The sequence below is a fragment of the Anaerolineae bacterium genome (assembly GCA_025062375.1).
In the GTDB taxonomy this organism is placed as follows: Bacteria; Chloroflexota; Anaerolineae; order SpSt-600; family SpSt-600; genus SpSt-600.
In genome coordinates this window covers 17,378-36,667 of record JANXAG010000017.1, presented here as the reverse complement: position 1 = coordinate 36,667, position 19,290 = coordinate 17,378, and the positions used below count along the sequence as shown (strand labels likewise).

22 protein-coding genes and 1 pseudogene are annotated in these 19,290 nt (G+C 54.1%); 11 read left to right on the top strand and 12 right to left on the bottom strand.

Annotated features, from left to right (window positions below):
* The 9 genes and pseudogenes from NZ653_06220 to NZ653_06180 form a co-directional block, all read left to right on the top strand.
* On the top strand, nt 1–577 hold a 577-nt coding region (locus NZ653_06220; GenBank protein ID MCS7286709.1), incomplete at its 5' end, for an FtsK/SpoIIIE domain-containing protein.
* Nucleotides 578–580: 3 nt separating this feature from the next.
* Nucleotides 581–778 carry a hypothetical protein gene (locus NZ653_06215; protein ID MCS7286708.1) on the top strand — a complete coding sequence of 66 codons (198 nt, stop codon included), beginning with the start codon at nt 581–583 and terminating at the stop codon, nt 776–778.
* On the top strand, nt 775–1,101 hold the full coding sequence (locus NZ653_06210; protein ID MCS7286707.1) for a hypothetical protein: 327 nt from the start codon (nt 775–777) through the stop codon (nt 1,099–1,101). The genes NZ653_06215 and NZ653_06210 overlap by 4 nt, the downstream gene beginning before the upstream one ends.
* A 233-nt stretch (nt 1,102–1,334) precedes the next feature.
* Nucleotides 1,335–2,054, top strand: a complete 720-nt coding sequence (locus NZ653_06205; GenBank protein ID MCS7286706.1) for a hypothetical protein — start codon at nt 1,335–1,337, stop codon at nt 2,052–2,054.
* Nucleotides 1,975–2,238, top strand: coding sequence for a hypothetical protein (locus NZ653_06200; GenBank protein MCS7286705.1), 264 nt, complete (start codon nt 1,975–1,977; stop codon nt 2,236–2,238). The genes NZ653_06205 and NZ653_06200 overlap by 80 nt, the downstream gene beginning before the upstream one ends.
* 27 nt (nt 2,239–2,265) lie before the next feature.
* A complete protein-coding gene (locus NZ653_06195; protein ID MCS7286704.1) occupies nt 2,266–2,685 on the top strand; it encodes a BON domain-containing protein in 420 nt (139 codons plus the stop codon).
* Nucleotides 2,682–3,521, top strand: a complete 840-nt coding sequence (locus tag NZ653_06190; GenBank protein MCS7286703.1) for a patatin-like phospholipase family protein — start codon at nt 2,682–2,684, stop codon at nt 3,519–3,521. Before NZ653_06195 ends, NZ653_06190 begins: the two co-directional genes overlap by 4 nt.
* Nucleotides 3,522–3,523: 2 nt before the next feature.
* On the top strand, nt 3,524–5,191 hold the full coding sequence (locus NZ653_06185) for an AarF/ABC1/UbiB kinase family protein (GenBank protein ID MCS7286702.1): 1,668 nt from the start codon (nt 3,524–3,526) through the stop codon (nt 5,189–5,191).
* 58 nt (nt 5,192–5,249) lie between these two features.
* Nucleotides 5,250–6,230: pseudogene (locus tag NZ653_06180) on the top strand (ketoacyl-ACP synthase III).
* Nucleotides 6,231–6,554: 324 nt separating this feature from the next.
* Here NZ653_06180 and NZ653_06175 read toward each other — a convergent pair.
* The 6 genes from NZ653_06175 to NZ653_06150 all read right to left on the bottom strand — a co-directional run bounded on the left by NZ653_06175 (nt 6,555) and on the right by NZ653_06150 (nt 11,393).
* Nucleotides 6,555–7,883 (bottom strand): hypothetical protein, encoded by a 1,329-nt coding sequence (locus NZ653_06175; protein ID MCS7286701.1) that lies wholly within the window; start codon nt 7,881–7,883, stop codon nt 6,555–6,557.
* Between the two features lie 96 nt (nt 7,884–7,979).
* Nucleotides 7,980–9,596 (bottom strand): cbb3-type cytochrome c oxidase subunit I, encoded by a 1,617-nt coding sequence (locus NZ653_06170; protein MCS7286700.1) that lies wholly within the window; start codon nt 9,594–9,596, stop codon nt 7,980–7,982.
* Nucleotides 9,597–9,611: 15 nt separating this feature from the next.
* Nucleotides 9,612–10,034: a hypothetical protein gene (locus NZ653_06165; protein MCS7286699.1), complete on the bottom strand. Its 423-nt coding sequence runs from the start codon at nt 10,032–10,034 to the stop codon at nt 9,612–9,614.
* Between the two features lie 227 nt (nt 10,035–10,261).
* Nucleotides 10,262–10,855, bottom strand: a complete 594-nt coding sequence (locus tag NZ653_06160) for a hypothetical protein (GenBank protein MCS7286698.1) — start codon at nt 10,853–10,855, stop codon at nt 10,262–10,264.
* 43 nt (nt 10,856–10,898) lie between these two features.
* The gene (locus NZ653_06155) at nt 10,899–11,222 is read right to left on the bottom strand and encodes a hypothetical protein (GenBank protein ID MCS7286697.1); all 324 of its coding nucleotides are present in this window, start codon (nt 11,220–11,222) and stop codon (nt 10,899–10,901) included.
* 15 nt (nt 11,223–11,237) lie between these two features.
* Entirely contained in the window at nt 11,238–11,393 is a 156-nt protein-coding gene (locus NZ653_06150; protein MCS7286696.1) for a hypothetical protein, read from the bottom strand.
* A gap of 136 nt (nt 11,394–11,529) precedes the next feature.
* Between NZ653_06150 and NZ653_06145 the strand changes: the two genes are divergently transcribed.
* On the top strand, nt 11,530–12,003 hold the full coding sequence (locus NZ653_06145; GenBank protein ID MCS7286695.1) for a hypothetical protein: 474 nt from the start codon (nt 11,530–11,532) through the stop codon (nt 12,001–12,003).
* Between the two features lie 13 nt (nt 12,004–12,016).
* Complete coding sequence (locus NZ653_06140) at nt 12,017–12,670, top strand: 50S ribosomal protein L25 (protein MCS7286694.1); 654 nt, start codon at nt 12,017–12,019, stop codon at nt 12,668–12,670.
* On the opposite strand, the gene NZ653_06135 is transcribed toward NZ653_06140, so the two are convergent.
* The 6 genes from NZ653_06135 to argC are packed head-to-tail and all read right to left on the bottom strand — an operon-like array spanning nt 12,667 to nt 19,289.
* Nucleotides 12,667–13,857 carry an argininosuccinate synthase gene (locus NZ653_06135; GenBank protein MCS7286693.1) on the bottom strand — a complete coding sequence of 397 codons (1,191 nt, stop codon included), beginning with the start codon at nt 13,855–13,857 and terminating at the stop codon, nt 12,667–12,669. The two genes, NZ653_06140 and NZ653_06135, sit on opposite strands and share 4 nt — an antisense overlap.
* 2 nt (nt 13,858–13,859) lie before the next feature.
* Nucleotides 13,860–15,218: an argininosuccinate lyase gene (argH, locus tag NZ653_06130; GenBank protein ID MCS7286692.1), complete on the bottom strand. Its 1,359-nt coding sequence runs from the start codon at nt 15,216–15,218 to the stop codon at nt 13,860–13,862.
* Entirely contained in the window at nt 15,202–16,272 is a 1,071-nt protein-coding gene (locus NZ653_06125; GenBank protein MCS7286691.1) for a [LysW]-lysine hydrolase, read from the bottom strand. Before NZ653_06125 ends, argH begins: the two co-directional genes overlap by 17 nt.
* Nucleotides 16,269–17,423 (bottom strand): aspartate aminotransferase family protein, encoded by a 1,155-nt coding sequence (locus NZ653_06120; protein ID MCS7286690.1) that lies wholly within the window; start codon nt 17,421–17,423, stop codon nt 16,269–16,271. The genes NZ653_06125 and NZ653_06120 overlap by 4 nt, the downstream gene beginning before the upstream one ends.
* Nucleotides 17,424–17,426: 3 nt before the next feature.
* Nucleotides 17,427–18,242, bottom strand: coding sequence for a [LysW]-aminoadipate kinase (locus tag NZ653_06115; GenBank protein ID MCS7286689.1), 816 nt, complete (start codon nt 18,240–18,242; stop codon nt 17,427–17,429).
* Between the two features lie 12 nt (nt 18,243–18,254).
* On the bottom strand, nt 18,255–19,289 hold the full coding sequence (argC, locus tag NZ653_06110) for an N-acetyl-gamma-glutamyl-phosphate reductase (GenBank protein ID MCS7286688.1): 1,035 nt from the start codon (nt 19,287–19,289) through the stop codon (nt 18,255–18,257).
* Nucleotide 19,290: the final 1 nt, after the last annotated feature.

Genomic DNA, 19,290 nt, shown 5'->3' with positions numbered 1-19,290 from the left:
GGATTTGAGCCTGGGGCTTGTGGACCTTAAAGGTAAGGGTTTGAAGGTTTTTGAGGGTCTTCCGCACCTTATGGGGCCTGTGGCCACCGAACCTGAAAGCGCCCTTTGCCTTCTGAGGAAGGCTCTTGAGGAGGTGGAGAGGCGAGATAGAGAAGGGATAAAGCCATCTGGTGGCAGGCTTAAGGGCGATGGGTATTATGTTCCGAGGGTTGTGGTTTTTGTGGATGAGCTGGCGGAACTCAGAATTCTTGGGGGTAAGGAGGTGGATTTGATTTTGACCCGAATTGCTCAGAGGGGGAGGGAGGCAGGGGTTCACCTTGTGGTGGCCACTCAGAAGCCGAGCCTGGAGGTGATAGGCTCACTGGCGAGGGCCAACTTTCCCGTGAGGATAGTGGGTAAGGTTACGACGCCTGAGGAGGCGAGGGTGGCCAGTGGGATTGGTGGCAGTGGTGCGGAGAAGCTTTTTGGGAGGGGTGATTTTTTGGTGGTGGGTTGTGGGGTTGTGGTGAGGTTTCAGGCGGCCATGATAAAGCCTGAGGAGATAAAGGAGATGGTGGAAAGGCTAAAGAGGAGGTGAGCCATGGGTCTTGGGGTATGGTTTCGTGAGGAGATAGAAAGGGCGCTTCTTGCGATAGAGGAGGCGATGGAGGAGGTGGTGGGGGTTATAGGTGAGGAAACAGAATACACAAGGGGTTATCGCGATGGTTACAGGGCGGCCATAAGGGCTTTGGCCAGTGCTTTTGGGATAAAGAGGAAGGAAAGGGGGGTCTGGCCATGAGGAAGTGGGCTGTTTTGGGATTGATTCTTTTTCCTCTGGCTCTTGGGGTAGTGGCTGGTATCAGGCTATCGAAGGAGTCTTTGGCGGTTGTGGTGGGGGTGATGCTGGGTTTTGGGGCAAGTCTTCCCCTTTACTTTTTGACCTTTTTTCTTTTGAGGAAGGTCTGGAAGATGGAGGAGAAGGTTCAGCAGACTTCTTTTACCAATCCTCCGGTTATTGTGGTGAATCCTGGGGGTGCTCAGTATCTTCCACCTACTATCCAGTCCCTCGAAGGGTGGGAAAGTGGTGAGGTGCGCAGTTTCAAAGTCATAGGGGAAGACTGAAGCTCTGCCTCGGGCTGCTTTTTCCTGGGAAACTTCCGCAAGGCGAAAGCCCCTGAATCCTCCACCCATCACCCTATGGGCCTGGGAGTAATCATAGTTCCGGGGTTTGCTCGTGCCAGGTTCAGGGCCATTTATAAGAGAGTTTTTCCCACTCTCCGTAGCCTCGTGCGAGTTTGACAAAGCAGGATGCTGGAGATATAATATTTTCGGTTCTTTCGGAAAAGGAGATGGGTATGAAGCTTACCCCGAGGCAGAAGGATTTTCTGGGAAAATTCTTGGAGCTTTATCGCGAGGACGGGCGACCTTTGCATTATTCCTTTATAGCCAAAAAGCTGGGCATAGCTAAGGTAACAGCTTATGAGATGCTCTGCGCTCTGGAGAAAGTGGGCCTTGTTTCCAGGGAGTATTATTCCCGGAAAAGGCCTGGGCGTTCCACTGTAAAGTTTTTGCCCTCGCCCCAGGCGCTAAGTTTGAAAAGTTTAGGGAAAGATTGGGAAGAGGTGCGCTCTTTTCTTTCCAGGATCGCAGAGAAGGGGATAGATTATGACCTTGAGAAGTTGAGAGAGGAGTTCCTTAAGGGATTGCCTGAAAACCCTTCCCCTCTTCTCTTTATGGCTGGCCTGACGGCTATAACCCTTCTGGCCCTGTTGAAGGCTTTCAGGAGGGGGCAGGTTTCAGAGCTTCGCTCCCTCTTTAAAGCAATGCACTCACCCGGAGCCATCACCGGATTTGTCGTGGGGCTGGCGCTCGCCGGGGGCTTTTCGGCAGAAATGATCCGTCAATCCCTGGCGCAGCTTAGGGAGGATGCCCACCATGCATTGGCAGATTTTGCCAGTGAAATTTTACAAATTTTAATTCCACAGGAGGTGAGCGATGAAAGGGTTGAAGGAACTGGCGGAGAAGAGCCTGCTGATTGGTCTTGGGATAATAGCCCTGACTTGGGAAAAACTTAGCGAGGTGGCTAAGAAGAGGGAGGACTACCGCAAGGAGCTGATCTCCAGAGGTGAAAAGCAGCGGGAAGAAATCCGGAAAGCAGTTCGTGAGGAGCTTCAGAAGTTCTTTTCATCGCTGGGCTTAGCCACAAAGGCTGATATAGAGGAGCTGAGCCGAAAGCTGAAGAAAACAGAATCCAGATAATTCAAATCCCCAGCCAGGAGGAGCGCCATGAACGACGAGATAAAGTTGCTGGTGGAGGAATCCCTTTTCTCCTACGCTCCTCTGAGGGAAAGCTTTTGCCCGATTTCCGTGGAAGTCAAAGATGGCCGGGTTGAGCTCAAGGGTGTAGTGCGTTCTCTGGCGATGAAGGAAATGGCCACAAGGCTTGCCTGGAAAGTTAAAGGGGTTAAGGAGGTCATAAACAACCTTCTGGTGGATTCTCAGCTGGAGGAAGAAGTAGCCATGAGGCTCGCTGCTGACCCGCAGACCCGTCCCTGGGCCCGCTCTATCCGGGTTCAGGTGATAAGGGGCCAGGTCAGGCTAAAGGGCCAAGTTCCACCAGAGGTCCGAGATCTTATCAAGAAAGTGGCTGAGGGGACCCCTGGAGTTTTTGGGGTAGAATTTGACGAAAGGGCTGCGCCGGTATGAGGTTGCGGATAAAACCTGCCCTTGGGTTAGCCTTGAGCGGAGGAGGAGCCAGGGGGCTGGCCCACATCGGTGTTCTTAAAGCTTTGGAGGAAGAGGGCATAAAAATCGACTTCATCGCTGGCACCAGCATGGGTGGCTTCATTGCAGCTGCCTATGCTATGGGCTATACTCCTGCTCAGATGGAAGAAGAAGCCCTCAGGAAGGGGAAGTTCACCTCTATAGCCAGCTTCCTGGTGGATTTTTCTCTCCCCTGGAAAGGTTTGCTTGAGGGTAAGAAGTTCGCGGAATACTTTGAGGAAAAATTTGGGGATGCTACTTTCAAAGACACTCGCATCCCCCTGGCTTTAGTGGCTGTGGATCTGGTCAGCGGAGAAGAGGTGGTTTTCAGGGAAGGTAGAATTGTAGATGCATTAAGGGCTACCACGTGTGTTCCTGGCCTCTTTGCCCCCTATGCTCTGGGAGACAAGGTCCTCGTGGATGGTGGAATTTTGAACCACCTTCCAGCCGATGTGGTCAGGCGTATGGGAGCCGATGTGGTGGTGGCTGTGGATGTAGGGCTGGAGGAGGAGAAATCACCGTTGATCTCTTCCCGGAATCCCCCTGTTTTCTCTGTATTGTGGAGGACAGTGGAGGTAATGAACAAGAAAATTAAGGAGCACAAACTCCGGGAGGCGGTTCCTGACCTCCTCATCTGTCCTCCAGTTAATGGGGATGTTTCCCTTCTTTGGGGATTCCACAAAGCTTCGGAAATAATTGAGGCCGGTTATCAGGCTACCAAAGAAAACCTTCAGACTTTAAGGAAGCTCCTCAGACCTCGCCTCTTTATAAGGAGGTAGATTTGTTTCCCCTTTTCCGGACCCATAGTCACCTGGGCCGATATCGGGAAATCGTCGGCATTTTGGTCAAACATGGAGTGGATGAGCTTTTTGAGCGGGTGGGAGCAAAAGGCTTACTCCCCTTTCCAAGGCGCATTTACCCTCAGCCCGGAGTTAAGATTGGTGCTCCTCAAAGGCTCAGGATGGCTCTGGAAGAACTGGGCCCAACTTTTATCAAATTCGGCCAGATTTTAAGCACCCGCCCCGATCTCCTCCCTCCAGCCTACATTAGGGAGTTAGCTAAACTTCAGGACACAGTCCCACCCGCTCCATGGGATAAGATTCAGTGCTTCCTGGAAAAGGAGTTTAGGGCTCCACTGGAAAGGGTTTTCGCCTCTTTTGAGTCCGAGCCCATCGCTGCTGCCTCCCTGGCTCAGGTCCACAGGGCAACCCTTCGCTCCGGGGAGAAAGTGGTGGTAAAGGTGCAACGTCCTGGAATTGAGGGAGTGATCGAGAAAGATTTGGAAATCCTGAACGAACTGGCCTACCTTGCCCGTCAGACCCCCATAAAGGAGGTCTATGACCCTCTGGAGATCGTGGAGGAGTTTTCCTTCACTCTGCGGAATGAGCTCAATTACATCCGTGAGGGCCTCAATGCCGAACGCTTTCGGGATAATTTCCGCCATGAGCCTTTCCTTTACATACCCAAAATTTACTGGGATTACACAACCCGCAGGGTTCTGGTTATGGAAGAGCTTGAGGGAATAAAGATCGACGATATTGAAGCCATTGATGCCGCTGGTATTGATCGCCATGCCGTGGCTCTTAATGCCGCCAGGATAATTATCAAAGAAGTGCTGGTGGATGGGTTCTTCCATGCCGATCCTCACCCGGGAAACTTCTTTGTGATGGAAGGTGGGGTGATAGGAGCGATGGATTTTGGGATGGTGGGGCACTTAACCCGCCGGGACAAGGAGGATCTTATCCGCCTCTACATTTTCGCTGTCAGGATGGATGCAGAGGGGGTTGTAGAACAGCTTATAACGATGGGGGCAGCCAGCCCGGGGGTGGATAGGATAAAATTGGCCAGGGATATATCCAGGCTCCTGGGAAAATATTTTGGGATCCCTTTGAAGTACATTCGGGCTACCGAGCTCATGGAAGATGTTACTCCTTTGACCTTCCGATACCGCTTGCGGTTTCCCTCCCGCTTCTGGCTTCTGGGAAAAACTCTCGCCATGATGGAGGGTGTCGGGCTTAAGCTTGACCCCGATTTTGATATTTTTGCTGTCAGTGAGCCCTATGTGCGCCAATTTATGCTTCAGATGTTTTCTCCCAGAACCCTGGGGGAGAAGCTGTTCCGGGAGTTTATCTTCTGGGGGGAATTTCTGGAAGCTCTCCCTCGCCGTATTCCCGCTTTTCTGGAACAGGCGGAGAAAGGGGATTTGAGGTTAAATGTTGGGATTAAAGAAGCAGGAGAGCTGGGACGTCGTTTCCGGGAGAGCACCAATCGTCTGGCGCTCAGCATTCTGCTGGCGGCCTTCATCATTTCCTCGGCCGTTGTGATGGCTGCCTGGCCTCAGATAAGCCAGGCCAGGTGGGGAATATGGTTTTTGGCTTTCACTTTTGCCCTCTCGGCTTTCCTCGGTGTCTGGCTTTTCTTTTCCATCCTCCTGGGAATGCGGCGGTGAAACTTATGCCCAAAGTATGGGTTTAACTTTTAAAAGGTTCACGGAGGGGGTGAAAAATATGAAGTATGCCAGGATAACTGGATGGGGCAAATATGCCCCGGCCAAAGTGCTCACAAATTTTGATCTGGAGAAAATGGTGGAAACATCCAACGAATGGATCCTGGAGAGGACTGGGATCCGGGAAAGGCGCATTGCTGCACCGGAAGAGACTACAGCTACAATGTCCGTAGAAGCAGCGAAGGAGGCTCTGAACCGGGCTGGCCTTTCTCCAAAAGACCTGGACCTCATAATCCTGGCTACTTCTTCACCCGATTACCATCTTCCTGCCGCTGCGAGCCTTGTTCAGGACATGCTAGGGGCAGGTTACGTGCCCGCCTTTGACCTGAGGGCGGGATGCACCGGTTTCCTCTACGCTCTGGCTGTAGCCACGCAATTTATCGCTACCGGGACTTACCGGAACATCCTGGTGATTGGAACCGAGATTATCTCCAAATTCATTGATTGGACTGATCGCAACACCTGTGTTCTCTTCGGAGATGCAGCCGGTGCAGTGGTTCTTCAGCCCAGCGATTATCCCACAGGAATTATCTCCTTCTTACTGGGCTCCGATGGTTCCCAGGCTGATGCCCTCATCGCTTATGGAGGAGGAAGCAAGTACCCCTTCTCCCAGGAGGTTCTGGACCGCAAGATGCACTACTTAAGAATGGATGGGCCGAGGGTTTTCAAGTTCGCCGTCAAGACAATGGTGCAATCGGTGAGGGAAATCATGGCTTCATCAGGCCTCCTTCCCGATGAAGTCAGCCTCATCATTCCCCATCAGGCCAACCTCCGCATAATCCAGGCTGCTGCCAAAGAGCTGGGCATCCCCATGGAGAAGTTCTACATTAACCTTGACCGATATGGGAATACCTCCGCTGCTTCCATCCCTGTAGCCCTCTGTGAAGCGGTGGAAGAGGGCCGAATTAAGGATGGGGATAACGTAATCATGGTGAGCTTCGGTGCGGGGCTTACCTGGGGAGCCTGCGCAGTCAGGTGGGGTGTGGCAGAAGCCATCCCCTTCTTTGTGGTGGAGCCCGCAAGAGCTTTGTCTTGGATGAAAAAGGTTCAGAGGGCAATAACCAGCGCTGGAGGAAGTCTTCTCCTTCCCCTTTACACGCTCAAATCGTGGGGCAGGTCTTTAAGGAGCCGCAGGAAATAACTTCTGGGCCTTTTTGGGTTGTATTACCAACGTCACTCCGTAACAGGCGGGCGGGCTGGTGATGATGCTTTACCGCCTCACCCTTCGCAGTGGGCGACATCGCCATTGCGAACGGAGTGAAACGGTTGCCTGCCCGCACTTGGGACAAATGGGTAAGCTCCAGCTTTAATCTCGTCTTCCTTCTGGCCTCCTCATGACTGATGGACCTGTGGCTGCAGCCCACAGACCCAGAGCCAGGAAGAAAAGGCCAATGCCAGCATCTATGACCAGGATGGTAGTTTGCGCCGGTGCAGTTCCAGGTTGACGAAACATGTAAAGCTGAGCGGCTGAAAAGGCCAGGATAGAACCCGCTAACACTCCCCAACCGACAGCCTGCCTGAGCCACCCTCGTGCCCCCAGCCGGTCCACAACCAATAAAAGTCCTATCGTCGCCGATAGCGTAGCCAGGACATGCCAGTGACCTACAGCGAAAGTCCGCTCCCAGGCCAGATCTCCCGCCCGAATCGCCTCCAGGTTAACAGCTACCCAGATGCCAGGCGCCGTCACCACCAGGTTGACAAAAAGCAGCTGGAAGAGCATCCCAAAGCTAACTGGGTCACTCAATAGGGCTTTCAGAGCTGGGCGATCTGGCCGCTCTCGAATTAAACTTCGCATCCCGTAGAGGGCGACGATGGCGGCCCCTGTTAGCAAAATTACTGCGCCCACAGTGATTATTCTGTGAGCGACTCCTCCTACAAATATCACGCTCCAGGTAGCAAAAGTGGTGATAGTGGTCCCGGCGATGATGAGGGGAATGGTGATCTTATAAGCTAAGCCCGTAATGCCCACACGATGGGCCACCAGGAGAAGAAGGGCCACGTCTATAAGGGTAAGCATGATGTGGAGGTGGGCGATGATAGCCCGCTGGAAAAGGTCATGCTCGACCCTCAAGAGGTCTTCAGCCAGGAAGGCTTTAAAACCGTGGCCGAAGTGAGCTCCGACTGCGCCTCCTATGGCGGCGGATATAAGGGAATAAAGGGCCATGAGCCAGAAGGCCCAGCGTTCCAGACTTCGCCCGTCCGGAGCGCGCCAGGGAGAAAGACCCCACCAGAGGATAGCGCCAGCGTAGAAGGTCAGGCTCAGGCCCACCAGGAAAACCCCATGGGCGATCCAGCCGGCCCGCAGGTAGGCGAAACTGAGCCCACCAGTGCTGGTGAGGAAGTAGCCCGCTGTGATGGTGGGGCGGACCAGGCGCGGGATGATTTCATCAAAAGGGAGTGCATCCAGAATAAGGTAGACCAATGCGGCAACAAAGGGGATGGCCAGGGAGTGGTAGAGCATCACGATGCGTCCTATCCGTCCTGCCTCGTCCAGCCCCAAGCGGGTTGCCATTCCCAGCCAGGCCAGTGGTCCGGTGGGCGAGAGGGTTCCAAGCAGGATGACCAGTGACGCCTCCCACACGGTGACGGTCCACAGTAAAGATTCAGTGGTGGATAGAAAGCTCGTTCGACGCATATTTGTCACCTCCATTCGGTTGGGCCCCATGCAGAACGATTGCCAGACAGTAGGTGTGAGGGCCGGACGCCCCTTGCTTTTTTCCCTAAGCTGTTTTTATGCCGCGGAGGCCGCAGGGCGCCGTTCTACTACCAGCCTCAGGAGATTATCCCAACCAATGGTGGCGATAATGTTAATCAGGAAGGCCAGGAAGCCCAAGGTCATCAGGATACCCCCCACCCAAGCTATGTCCAGGAAAGGCTGGTAGATATTCGGTTGCGGGTAAAGCATCCGCCGCAGCATCCCCTGTGCGCCGGCCAGCCCCATAACGTAGGTCATCAGCACTGAACCGGCAGTCCAGAACCAGAAGTGGGCCAGAGTGAGAGCCCGGCTACGGATCTCCTTGCCGGTGAGCATTGGCACCAGCGCGTAGACGACGGCAAACAGCAGGTTGCTAAGGCCTGTCAGCAGCATTGTGTGGGCATGAGTCATAATAACCCACTGGGTGTTGTGGAGCACTAAATTAAGCCCTACATTAGCCTGTATTAACCCTGCCGTGCCGCCCATAATGAAGCCAAAAATGGAGCCCAGAATGAACAGGAGCGGCGGTGTAATTTTCACCGGTTGGGCCTTCCAGATGGTCATAAGCGAGGCAAAGATGGTCAATCCCATGGTGATAAATTCGCCCCAGGTGATGAACTGACCTGAAAGGAGCCGCATCACCAGTGGCTGCACCCGGTCGCCCAGGAGGTGGTGGCTCCAAACTCCCAAAGATATGAGCAGGTCCGCCATGATGACCGTCCGCACCACTGGTTCGCCGTAAAGCTGCCGGCCCACCAGCAATGGGATGAGCAGGTACCAAACCCCGGCGGTATAAATGAGGACGTTGCCGTCGGCCACCATGTCCAATCCCCACCAGAACCAATTCTTGTAGACCAAGGCGTCCACAGCCATCGGGTTGAGGGGATGGCCGAAGAGGGTCGCCAGCCCATAAATCAGAATCAACGCTCCAGCGGTGAGAAGGACCACAGCGTTGATGACAGTATCAATAGAGCCTCGTGCTACCGCGACGATGAAAACGGGAAGGCCATTGTAATCCAGAGGGACAGCGGTTTTATCTTCTTTGCCCAAGAGACGCATGAGGCGCGAGATGCCGAACGCAGCCCTGAAGAACTGTCCGAAGGTGTAAGACTGGGGATTGCTCTTGGAAAGGACTGTGCTGAAGATGTTGAAGGAGAAAAGCAGGATGTTAACCATAATCATTGCCGCACCAACGGTGAAGGCAATCGTCCCTGACAGTGGCACTCGATCGAAGGAAACAGGCAGGGGCCAGTATAAGGTGTAGAGGGAGTTGAAAAGGAGGAAGAAGCCGGAGGCCCAGCAGGTGAGGACTCCTATCGTCTGGAGCCAAAAGTTTAGGGGGACCAATTTCCTGTGGCGGATTTCCTTTTTGAGGAGGTAGGGGACCAGAAAATAGAAGGCACCCATCACTGCCATGTAGGCGAAGCCATAAACGCCGACGATAGGGTGAACAGTCATCATGCTGTAAAAATAATCAGCTGGAGTTAGTTCTCGGGGAATTACGCGTATGACGCTGAAGGCTCGCTCAAAGCCTTCCAACGCCTGAGGGGCGGATAAGTAAGTGCGCATAAGGACCCCCTCAAACCCGGTCATCGCCAGGAAAATAAGGGCGACAACGGCAAAGCGCAGGGTCCATTTCTCGTTCCAGCCCATAAGGCACCTCCTTCTTTACGGTGCTACATTAATTGCGTTGGGGATGAACATCTCCGGATGGCGGGGTCCGGAGTATTCTGTGGAGCGGATATCGTATAAACCTGGCTCGTCAAATCGCCAGAGGAGGCGGTTTTCATATCCCGGAACCACTTGCATCTGGAAAACCATCCGGCCGTCCTTACGGAAGACACCAAAACCATAGGTTACATCGCGGGAGGTGGCGATGAACTCTACAAATTCCCCGACTTTCAACTGGATGCCCTGGGGCGGAAGGCGGATTTCGTAATCGGCGAATTCCACGCGGATCTGCTGCTTTGGAGTAGGGCGCGTCCAGAGCATCCACTGTTGCCAGGGCACAAGGGGGGAAAGGGTGATGGCATTAACGATGAGAAAGATGCCCAGTAGCACTCCGAGCCAAATGCGTTCTTCCCTCTCCATGGCTTATCCTCCTTTATGCCGCACCCGGGCGGCAAAGTATAACATGAAGAGGGCCACAGCGACGATGAAGGCCGTGTAGGACCACCAGATTATTTCCGTTATGTACATTTTTCCCTCCCTTCGTGGGAATTAAGGGCGTCCGGCCCTTGTTACAGGCCCAATTCCCTGGTGCATTCCAGGGCGTGAAATGCCGCTGTGGGCAGGGAAAAGAGGTTTCTATAGCCAATTCAGCGCTTTTCCTTTTTGCCTGACCACGCTGCCAGCCCCAGGGTCAATAGGGTTGGAAGCAGAAAGAACCCGTTTACAATCCAGGTCATCGGGTGGGTGAGTTCTATTCTTTCCAGCGCAGGGAACAGGGCCCACCAGAACCCTAGCCAGGCCACAAGCCAGGCTAAGGAGATGCTCAGATATACAAAGCGCACCCAGGGTATGTTTTGCCCGCGGAGAAGAGCCCAGCCCAGCAAAGTGGACAATAACGCTATAAACCAAATGGGGATCAGAGCTAAGTATGCTATTCCAGCCAGGGGACTTGTGGATTCTATCACCGCGCGAGTGATGCCGAAAGTAGCGTAGGCGAAGAAAACCGCATACCATAGAGCACCAAAAGCGGTCAAGATGCCCGCAACGGGACGTATTCTGCGTCTGGTCCACACTGCCCAGGCCAGGCCGAGGAGGAGCCAGACCAGGGGGAAGCCTGTGGGGATGCTGATCCACCAACTCTCGTAATTCTGGGTGCGGGTGCCCGCAGCGAAAAGCACTATCAGAATAAAAAGCGCTAAACCGGCCAGCGCAATGAAAGTTCCCCCGAGGATGCGTGCCATAGCAAAACCCTCTTTAAATTTCTATCGTTGGCTCTTCAATCTGCTATACCACCAGTAGTGCCATATCCCGGCCGAAGATACCCAGTCGGTCGCCGTCGCGGAGGGGATGGTCCAGGTTAGGCTCACAGGTAGGGACATTATCCCGCGCCCGCTGGTAACGGAGCCAGGGGGCCATGGAGTTGCGGGTGGTCAGGAGCTTGCCGTTCAGGAAGATGTGGGCGATCTCTTCCTGAGGGATGCTAAGCCGCGTCAGCACGCTTTCCACGGTTTCTCCTGGTTCAACTTCCAGATAGACTATCGTCTCCCGGTCGCCGCGTGGTTCAGGCCCGAAACGTCGCAGCTTTCCATAGAGTCGGACTTCTACCATTTATTCCTCCGTCAATTAGAGCAATTTTGGCGCTTCCGCATCCATCCCTTCTCGCTTTGCCCGCTCAGAGGCTACCGTCAGAAGCAGCAAATCTGCCACCGGGCAATGGGCACACTCCTCTTGAGGATAGAGGTAGCGAAAACCGCCATCTGTATCTGTGACAAAAGTCACACCTCAGCCTCGACGAAGAAGTGGTGGGATTTCCCAGGCAGAAATAACGTCCTTTGCCTAGCGCAGGAACCAGCGTTATTTGACTTGAAGCATTTTCTCTATTACAATAGTTTGACCTTTGAACAAGGAGCTGGCTATGGAAGAGCGAGAAGATTTGCAGAAAAGGTTAGCCGCCATTGAGGGCGAACTGGTGGGAGATGTATCCGCTCAGGAAGTAAGGATGACCCAGAGCGGTGCTTCTCACATTTCGGCCTCAAAGGTGGAAATGACCCAATCAGGGGCTGAAGTTATAAATTCTGAAAAGGTTGAGGCCAGGCAGAGCCTGGCGTTGGTGGTCAAGGCCCAGGAGTGCTCCTTTGAGGAAAGCCGCCTGGGGTTTGTCCAGGCCGATAAGGCTGAAATTTCCAATTCAAGGGTGGGAATTGCTTTCTGTCAGACTATCAGAAGCCAGAATGGAAGAGCTTTTATTGTGCTGGCCAGGGAAGTGGCCGGAACTATGGAGACTGTTTTCGATGGTTCCACGGCTTTCAAGTTCGGGCTGGGGCTTGGCCTGGCTCTGGGCTTTATTTCGATTTTAAGAAGCTTTTTTAAGAAAATCCGGCTGGTTTGAGGAGGGAGAAGTTATGGAAGCTATTGAACTCATAGTTGAGAGGAGAACTCTTCTGGGCAAAAAGAGCAAGCGCCTTCTGGAAGCGGGTTACGTCCCTGGAGTAATTTACGGCCACGTGGACAGCTCCATTCCCATTCAGGTGGCCCGTAAGGATCTGAGGGAAGTCATAAGGAAGGCGGGGTTCAGCCGCCTTATAACTCTCAAAATCAAAGGGGAAAGCACCTCTCACCTGGTGCTTCTGAAGGACCTGCAGAGGGATCCCATAACCCACAGGGTTCGCCACGTGGACTTTTACAAGGTAGCAGCAGAGGAAAAGATAACGGCAGAGGTGCCCCTTGTTTTCAGAGGCGAGTCCCCTGCCGTTGCCTCGGGAGTCGGTGTCCTGCTTTATTCCATGGAGTCTTTAGAGGTGGAATGTCTCCCAGCTGACCTCCCGCCAGAAATTGAGGTGGACCTGTCGGTCCTCAGAGAAATTGATGACGCCATTTTAGTGAAGGATCTCAAGCTACCCCCAGGTGTTACTCCGGCCGTTCCTCTGGATGAGGAAATCGTGAGGGTGGTCAGGGCCGGAGAGGAGGAAGTAGAAGAGGAAGCGCCAGCTCGCCCGGCAGAGGTTGAAGTTGTAGCCAAGGGTAAAGCTGCAAAGGAGAAGGAGGAAGAAGATTAAAGTCCCTGCACCCTCGCCTTTACCCGGAGGGGAAGTCCCCACAGTTTTATGAAGCCCACCGCAGCCCTGTGGTCAAAGGCATCAGCTTTGTCGTAAGTGGCAAGGTTATAGTCGTAAAGGGAGTAGGGGGAACGAACTCCCACCACGCGTGCTACCCCTTTTTCCAGCTTTACCCTTACTGTGCCCGTGACCACCTTTTGGACGGCATCCACATAAGCGTCCAGGGCTTTTTTCAGGGGTGAGAACCAGAGCCCATTGTAGACCAGGTCGGCATAGGTTGCGGCCACCTGGGCATTGAACCGCAGCACCTCTTTGGTTAAGGTCATCTTTTCCAGCTTGCGGTGGGCTTCAAAGAGGACCACAGCGGCGGGGGCTTCGTAGACCTCACGAGATTTTATCCCCACAAGCCTATTCTCAATGTGGTCTATGCGGCCAACTCCGTACTCCCCCGCTATCTGGTTGAGGCGGCTCACGAGTTCAACCCCCGAAAGTTTCTCTCCGTCCAGAGCGACAGGGATTCCTTCTTCAAAGTCTATCTGGAGATAATAAGGTTTGGCAGGGGCAGCTTCAACGGGCTTGGTCCATTCAAAGACCTCTTCCGGGGGCTCTTGCCAGGGGTCTTCCAGAACCCCGCATTCTATGCTCCGGCCCCAGAGATTAGCATCTATGCTGTAGGGGCTGCTGAGGGTTGCCGGGACGGGTATCCCATGTTTATGGGCGTATTCGATCTCTTCCTCCCTGGTCATCCCCCATTCTCGCACCGGGGCGATCACTTCCAGATCAGGGGCGAGGGCACCTGTGGAGACATCAAATCGGACCTGGTCATTGCCTTTGCCGGTGCAACCATGGGCTACAGCTGTGGCTCCTTCTTCCCTGGCCACTTTTACCAGGTGCTTTACGATAAGAGGACGGGCCAGGGCTGTAGATAAGAGGTAATCGCCTTCGTATATGGCGCCGGCTTTCAGGGCCGGGAAGACGAAATCCTTTATGAACTCCTCCCTGGCGTCTACCGTTATAGCTTTTACGGCTCCGATAGCGAGCGCCTTGCGGCGGATGGCTTCAATGTCCTTTTCCTGACCTATGTCCACGGTCAGGGCAATTACTTCAGCATCGTATTTTTCCCTCAACCAGCGGATGGAAACAGAAGTGTCAAGACCGCCCGAGTAAGCTAAGACTATCTTTTTCATGGCTAACCTCCTTTTAGTTTTTGTTTCGCTTCAAGGATTTGCTCTTTGACCCGCTCCGGGGAGGTGCAACCTGGGGCACGCCTTGCCCTGGTGGAAGCTTCAGCGGTGAAGCCTTCCATAAAATCTTCTCCAAAAAGTTCGGAGAAAGCCCGCAGTTCTTCCACCTTTAGCTCCTGAGGGTCCTTTCCCCCTGTCCGGCAGTATTCTGCTATCTTCCTCACCACAGCGTGAGCCTGACGGAAAGGCATCCCTCTGGCCACGAGGTATTCGGCCATGTCTGTGGCCAGCAGAAAGCCATCCCTTGCCTCTGAAGCTGCCCGCTCTTTCTTGACTTCAATGGAGCGAAGCATCGGCGCTAAAACTTCAAGGCAGGCCAGGACGGTATCTACCGCATCAAAAAGGCCTTCTTTGTCTTCCTGAAGGTCTCGGTTATAGGCCAGGGGAAGGCCCTTGAGGACCGTGAGGAGAGCCATAAGGTGACCGAACACCCTTCCGGCCTTCGCTCTTATGAGTTCCGCCACATCGGGGTTCCTCTTCTGGGGCATCATGCTGGAGCCAGTAGTGAAGGGGGCCGCCAGCTCTATGAAGCCGAATTCTCGGGTGGACCACAGGATTAATTCTTCAGCCAGGCGAGATAGGTGCACCATGAGGATTGAGCAAGCTGAAAGGAACTCCAGGATGAAATCTCGGTCGCTTACAGCGTCCATGCTATTGTGGAAGCTCCGGGAGAAGCCCAGTTCCCGAGCTACAAATTCGGGGTCGAGGGGGAGAGTGCTTCCGGCTAAAGCCCCAGCTCCCAGAGGACACTCATCAGCTCGCTGGAGCGCATCACGGAATCGCCCCTTGTCCCTTTCCAGCATCCAGAAATAGGCCATAATGTGGTGGGAAAAGAGCACTGGCTGGGCTTTCTGAAGGTGAGTGTAGCCTGGCATTATTGCATCCATGTGATTTTCCGCCAGGTCAACGATGGCTTCCTGCACCCGGGTTATGGCTTCACAGATTTTCCCTGCAGCCTCGCGAACGTAAAGGCGCATATCCAGAGCAATCTGGTCGTTCCGGCTCCTCCCAGTGTGAAGCTTAGCCCCTGTTTCTCCAAGCCTCTCTATGAGAGCAGCCTCTATGTTCAGGTGGAGGTCTTCGTACTCCTCCTTCCACCTGAACTCACCTTTTTCTATCTCTTCCTGGATTTTCTCCAGCTCCCGGAGGATGGCTTCGGCCTCTTCAGGGGAAAGAAGGCCCTGTTGCGCCAGCATTTTGACATGAGCCTTGCTTCCCCGGATGTCTTCTCGGTAAAGCCTCCGGTCAAAGTTCACGGAAGCGGTAAATTTCCTCACCATTTCCGATTCAATCCACGGTTCCATTTTCTCGCCCTCCGGAAAAGCGCTTCAGGACTCTTTCCCAAACTTTTATGGCCTTCAGGTAATCGCTAATTTCAATGTGCTCCCAGGGGGTGTGGTCCAGGGAGGAATCGCCGGGACCGTAAGCCAGGATGGGGCAGCGCCAAGAGTGCCCTGCCAGGTTCATATCGGATGTGCCGGTTTTAAGTTTGAAACGGGGTTTTCCTCCCTCGCTTCGGATGGCTTCCAGGAAAGCCCTGACAAGGGGACTGTTGCGGTCGGCCACGAAGGCTTCCTCTTCCCCCGAAAATTCGAGGGTTGCCTCTCCGGCTAAAAAGGAAGCCTGGTGAGCTGCTGAGGAAGGTTTAAAGCCCGGGGGAAGGCGTAGCCCCAGCTTCATCTCTACTGAGGTGGAAAACTCCCCTTCCTGAGAACAAATTTCCAGAAGGGAGAGATCTATCCTCTCAAAGGGGCTTTTTGCTCCGTTGAACTCCTCGGCCCAAGCCTTGAGCCCCTGCCAGAACCGGAAAGCCTCCTCCGGAGCAGTAGGGGAAGGCGCAGCCGTGTGAAACTTCGGCCTGGACAGGATATACCGTATGAGGAGCCGCCCCTTGTACCCCAGGGTTATTCCTTCCCATCGGCCCGGCTCTCCGATTACCGCATTAAGGGGGCGAAAGCTGGGAATTATATGCTTTGCCCCCAGGCTTTCGGCTTCCTCCCCCACTGCCCCGACGAAAACTACAGCGCTGTCGGGGTTTATCCTGGCCAGAGCAACCAGAAAAGCCGCTATGGGGCCCTTGGCATCTACAGCGCCCCGACCGAAAATTTTCCCCCCCTCTTCCCGCACTGGAATAAACCCAGGAACAGTATCTATGTGCCCAAGGAAAAGGAGGTTAGGCTCGGGAAGGATTAAGCGAGAGGTGGAAGCAACCACGTTGCCCACCTGGTCCACGAAGGCGTGGAGCCCAAGCCTTTCAAGCTTTTCGGCCAGGTAAATGGCCAGAGCTCTTTCTTCACCCGAGGGTGAGTAAATGTTCAGGAGGTCTTTGAGGAATTCCACAGCTTCTCCATCTTTCATGAAAGCACCCTCTCCACAGCTTCCACTACTCTGTCCAGTTCCTCTTTGGTTATTACGAGGGGTGGCAGGAAACGTATAACGGTTGGGCCAGCGAAAAGCGCCAGAACTCCTTCCCTGACGAGAGCTTCAAGGTAGGGGGCAGCCTCTTTTTTGAGTTCAATCCCCACCATGAGACCCAAACCTCTTACTTCCCGGATCAGTGGGGAGTTTATCTGGCTCAGGCGGTTCAGGAAGTATTCTCCGAGCTCAGCTGCCCGTTTGGGAAGGTCGTGCTCCTGGAGGTAACGGATGGCGGCCAGGGCTGCAGCGCAGGCCAAGGGGTTACCCCCGAAGGTAGAGCCATGCAGGCGCCTGGGCATTTCCCCAAGCTTCTCGTGGATCATCACCGCTCCGAAGGGCACTCCTCCTCCAAGCCCCTTAGCAATGCACATCAGGTCGGGCTCGAGGCCATGATGTTCACAGGCGAACATCTTCCCCGTTCGCCCAAACCCTGTCTGAACTTCATCCAGGATGAAGAGGGCTCCGTTCTGGCGGCAGAGTTCCTGGACCCCTCGGAGGTATTCGCCTTTTCCGGGGATTACCCCTCCCTCGCCTTGAACTACCTCGAGGATGACTCCGGCGGTCTCCTGGTTTACGGCTTTTTCCATAGCCTTTAGGTTATTGAAAGGCACGAAACTGAACCCCGGCACTAAAGGCTCGAAGGGTTCTCGATATTCTTTGCGCCACGTAGCCGATAGAGCCCCGAAAGTGCGGCCGTGGAAACTCCGCATCGCCGCGACAAAATTCCTGCGTCCGGTCACAAGCCGGGCTATTTTAAGAGCGCCTTCTACGGCCTCCGTTCCGGAGTTGCACAGGAAGGCCCGCTTGAGGCCCGGCGGCGTTATCCGGGATAGGGTGACTAAGAGCTCTGCCCGGACATCGTTGTAGAAAATTTCGGAGCAAGTTACGAGGCGGGTTGCCTGGCGGGCTATGGCCTCAGCAACATAAGGGTTAGCATGTCCGATATTAGCCACTCCATGGCCCGATGTGCAATCAATGTATTCTCGTCCCTCCACATCCCATACTTTTGCCCCTTCTCCCCTTACCAGGACTACTGGCTGTTTCCTGTAGAAACCACTCGTGTGGGCTTCCTCCAGAGCTATGTAATCCATCGTTTAGCCTCCCTGCCTAATGAAGGTTCCACATCCCTCAAGAGCCCTGCGGATGGGCTTTTCAACCCGGCCATCGGCCAAGATGACCAAGGGCACCCCATAGTTGAGAGCTTCCACAGCCCCCAGAAGCTTTTTCTTCATCCTACCCTGAGCGTAAAGCTCAATACATTCACCCAATTTAGGAGCGGGGATTTCGGTTATAAGGGTGGATTCATCGGGGAAAACGCTCAGAAGTCCTGGAACCCCCGAGAGTATAAGCAGGGTCTCAGCCCCCAGAGCTCCAGCCACCGCTGCTGCCACCCTATCTCCATCCACGTTCAGGGCTTCCCCTTCGTCGCTTAAAGCCACAGGAGCAATTACAGGGGTATACCCTCGTTCAAGGAGAAGCAGGAGAAGCTCCGCGTTTACAGCTTTCACGGTCCCCCCGTAGTCTCCCTTAAGGACTTTCTTCTTCCCTCCCTCCTGGGCAATTATCACCCCTTTTCGTTCCCCTCTTATCAGCCCTCCATCGAGCCCCGAAAGGCCAATGGCGTTGACCCCGAGTTTCTGAAGCTTTTCCACCAGTAGCTTGTTCACCCTTCCGGCCAGTACCATGGTGAAAATCTCCATGGTTTCCCGGTCGGTATAGCGGCACTGGAAGCCCGAGGGGGTATTAACGAAGAGGGGAGGCTTGCCCAGTTTTTCGGAAATTAAGTCCATTTCCCGGGAGCCTCCGTGAACCACCACTACTTTGTGGCCGTTCTGAACCATGAAAGCGACATCGGAGCAAAAAGCCTCCAGGTTAAGGTCCCCATTCCCCCCGAATTTAACCACCAGCATTTCAATCCTCCTCTAAACAGGGTGAAGGCCGGGGAATTCCAGACCCATGGTTTCGGGAAAGCCCAGCATCAGGTTGGCGGCCTGGAGAGCATTCCCGGCCGAGCCTTTCATCAGGTTGTCAATGGCACCCATGACTACTACCCGGTTCGTCCCTTCCTCAGAAGCAAAGCCGATATCGCAGTAATTGGAACCAGCCAGCACTTTGGGGTCGGGATAGCGGTGGATTCCCTGTTTGGCCGAAACCAACCGGATGAAGGGTTCAGTCCCGTAATCTTCCCGGTAGATCTTCCACAGCTCCTTATCGGTAAGGGGTTCTTTGAGGAAGCAATGGCAGGTAGCCAGTGCACCTCTGACGGCATCAACGGAGGTGACTGTGAAGTGTATCTGCGGCTTTTCCCCGAAATTGAGTTCCTGAAGCAATTCTGCTAGGTGGCGATGGGATGCGGGAGCATAAGGTCGCATGACCCCTGCCCTTTCCGGGTGGTGGGAGGCTTGAGTTGGCTTGCTTCCCCCTTCCGAGGAGCCAACTTTGACGTCCACGACGGTTTTTTCCACCAGTTTACGACGGTAAAGGGGATAGAGGGCCAGTATGGAGCAGGCAGCATTGCATCCCACACCGCTTACATAGCGGGCAGAGCGTATCTCTTCGCGGTGGAGCTCCGGAAGACCGTAGGTGAAAAGGGGAAGCCAGTGGGGGGCTGGATGTTTTACCTCGTACCAGCGTTCATAATCCTCTGGATCTTTAAGGCGAAAATCGGCTGAGAGGTCTACGATGTAAGGGGCGAGGGAGGAGAAGGAATCTATCTGATACATTGCCTGACCGTGGGGCAAGGCCAGGAAGAGGACATCGCAGGGTTCCAGATCCTCAAGTTGAACGAACCTTAGTTCTGTGCGCCCCCGGAGGTTGGGGTGGACAAAGTAAACAGGCTTTCCGGCCCAGGTTTCAGAGGTAACCTGTTTTACTCTGAACTTCGGATGGCCAAGGAGCAGTCGGAGAAGCTCTCCGCCAGCGTATCCGGAAGCCCCAACTATGGAAGCAGAAACCATT

Excerpts from the sequence above, each read along its gene's own strand:
- NZ653_06165 (MCS7286699.1), bottom strand. The coding sequence starts at position 10,034 with ATGGAGAGGGAAGAACGCATTTGGCTCGGAGTGCTACTGGGCATCTTT.
- NZ653_06215 (MCS7286708.1), top strand. The coding sequence starts at position 581 with ATGGGTCTTGGGGTATGGTTTCGTGAGGAGATAGAAAGGGCGCTTCTT.
- NZ653_06135 (MCS7286693.1), bottom strand. The coding sequence starts at position 13,857 with ATGAAAAAGATAGTCTTAGCTTACTCGGGCGGTCTTGACACTTCTGTT.
- NZ653_06125 (MCS7286691.1), bottom strand. The coding sequence starts at position 16,272 with ATGAAAGATGGAGAAGCTGTGGAATTCCTCAAAGACCTCCTGAACATT.
- NZ653_06190 (MCS7286703.1), top strand. The coding sequence starts at position 2,682 with ATGAGGTTGCGGATAAAACCTGCCCTTGGGTTAGCCTTGAGCGGAGGA.
- NZ653_06140 (MCS7286694.1), top strand. The coding sequence starts at position 12,017 with ATGGAAGCTATTGAACTCATAGTTGAGAGGAGAACTCTTCTGGGCAAA.
- argH (MCS7286692.1), bottom strand. The coding sequence starts at position 15,218 with ATGGAACCGTGGATTGAATCGGAAATGGTGAGGAAATTTACCGCTTCC.
- NZ653_06115 (MCS7286689.1), bottom strand. The coding sequence starts at position 18,242 with ATGCTGGTGGTTAAATTCGGGGGGAATGGGGACCTTAACCTGGAGGCT.
- NZ653_06195 (MCS7286704.1), top strand. The coding sequence starts at position 2,266 with ATGAACGACGAGATAAAGTTGCTGGTGGAGGAATCCCTTTTCTCCTAC.
- NZ653_06120 (MCS7286690.1), bottom strand. The coding sequence starts at position 17,423 with ATGGATTACATAGCTCTGGAGGAAGCCCACACGAGTGGTTTCTACAGG.
- NZ653_06200 (MCS7286705.1), top strand. The coding sequence starts at position 1,975 with ATGAAAGGGTTGAAGGAACTGGCGGAGAAGAGCCTGCTGATTGGTCTT.
- NZ653_06145 (MCS7286695.1), top strand. The coding sequence starts at position 11,530 with ATGGAAGAGCGAGAAGATTTGCAGAAAAGGTTAGCCGCCATTGAGGGC.
- NZ653_06175 (MCS7286701.1), bottom strand. The coding sequence starts at position 7,883 with ATGCGTCGAACGAGCTTTCTATCCACCACTGAATCTTTACTGTGGACC.
- NZ653_06210 (MCS7286707.1), top strand. The coding sequence starts at position 775 with ATGAGGAAGTGGGCTGTTTTGGGATTGATTCTTTTTCCTCTGGCTCTT.
- argC (MCS7286688.1), bottom strand. The coding sequence starts at position 19,289 with ATGGTTTCTGCTTCCATAGTTGGGGCTTCCGGATACGCTGGCGGAGAG.
- NZ653_06170 (MCS7286700.1), bottom strand. The coding sequence starts at position 9,596 with ATGGGCTGGAACGAGAAATGGACCCTGCGCTTTGCCGTTGTCGCCCTT.
- NZ653_06160 (MCS7286698.1), bottom strand. The coding sequence starts at position 10,855 with ATGGCACGCATCCTCGGGGGAACTTTCATTGCGCTGGCCGGTTTAGCG.
- NZ653_06205 (MCS7286706.1), top strand. The coding sequence starts at position 1,335 with ATGAAGCTTACCCCGAGGCAGAAGGATTTTCTGGGAAAATTCTTGGAG.
- NZ653_06155 (MCS7286697.1), bottom strand. The coding sequence starts at position 11,222 with ATGGTAGAAGTCCGACTCTATGGAAAGCTGCGACGTTTCGGGCCTGAA.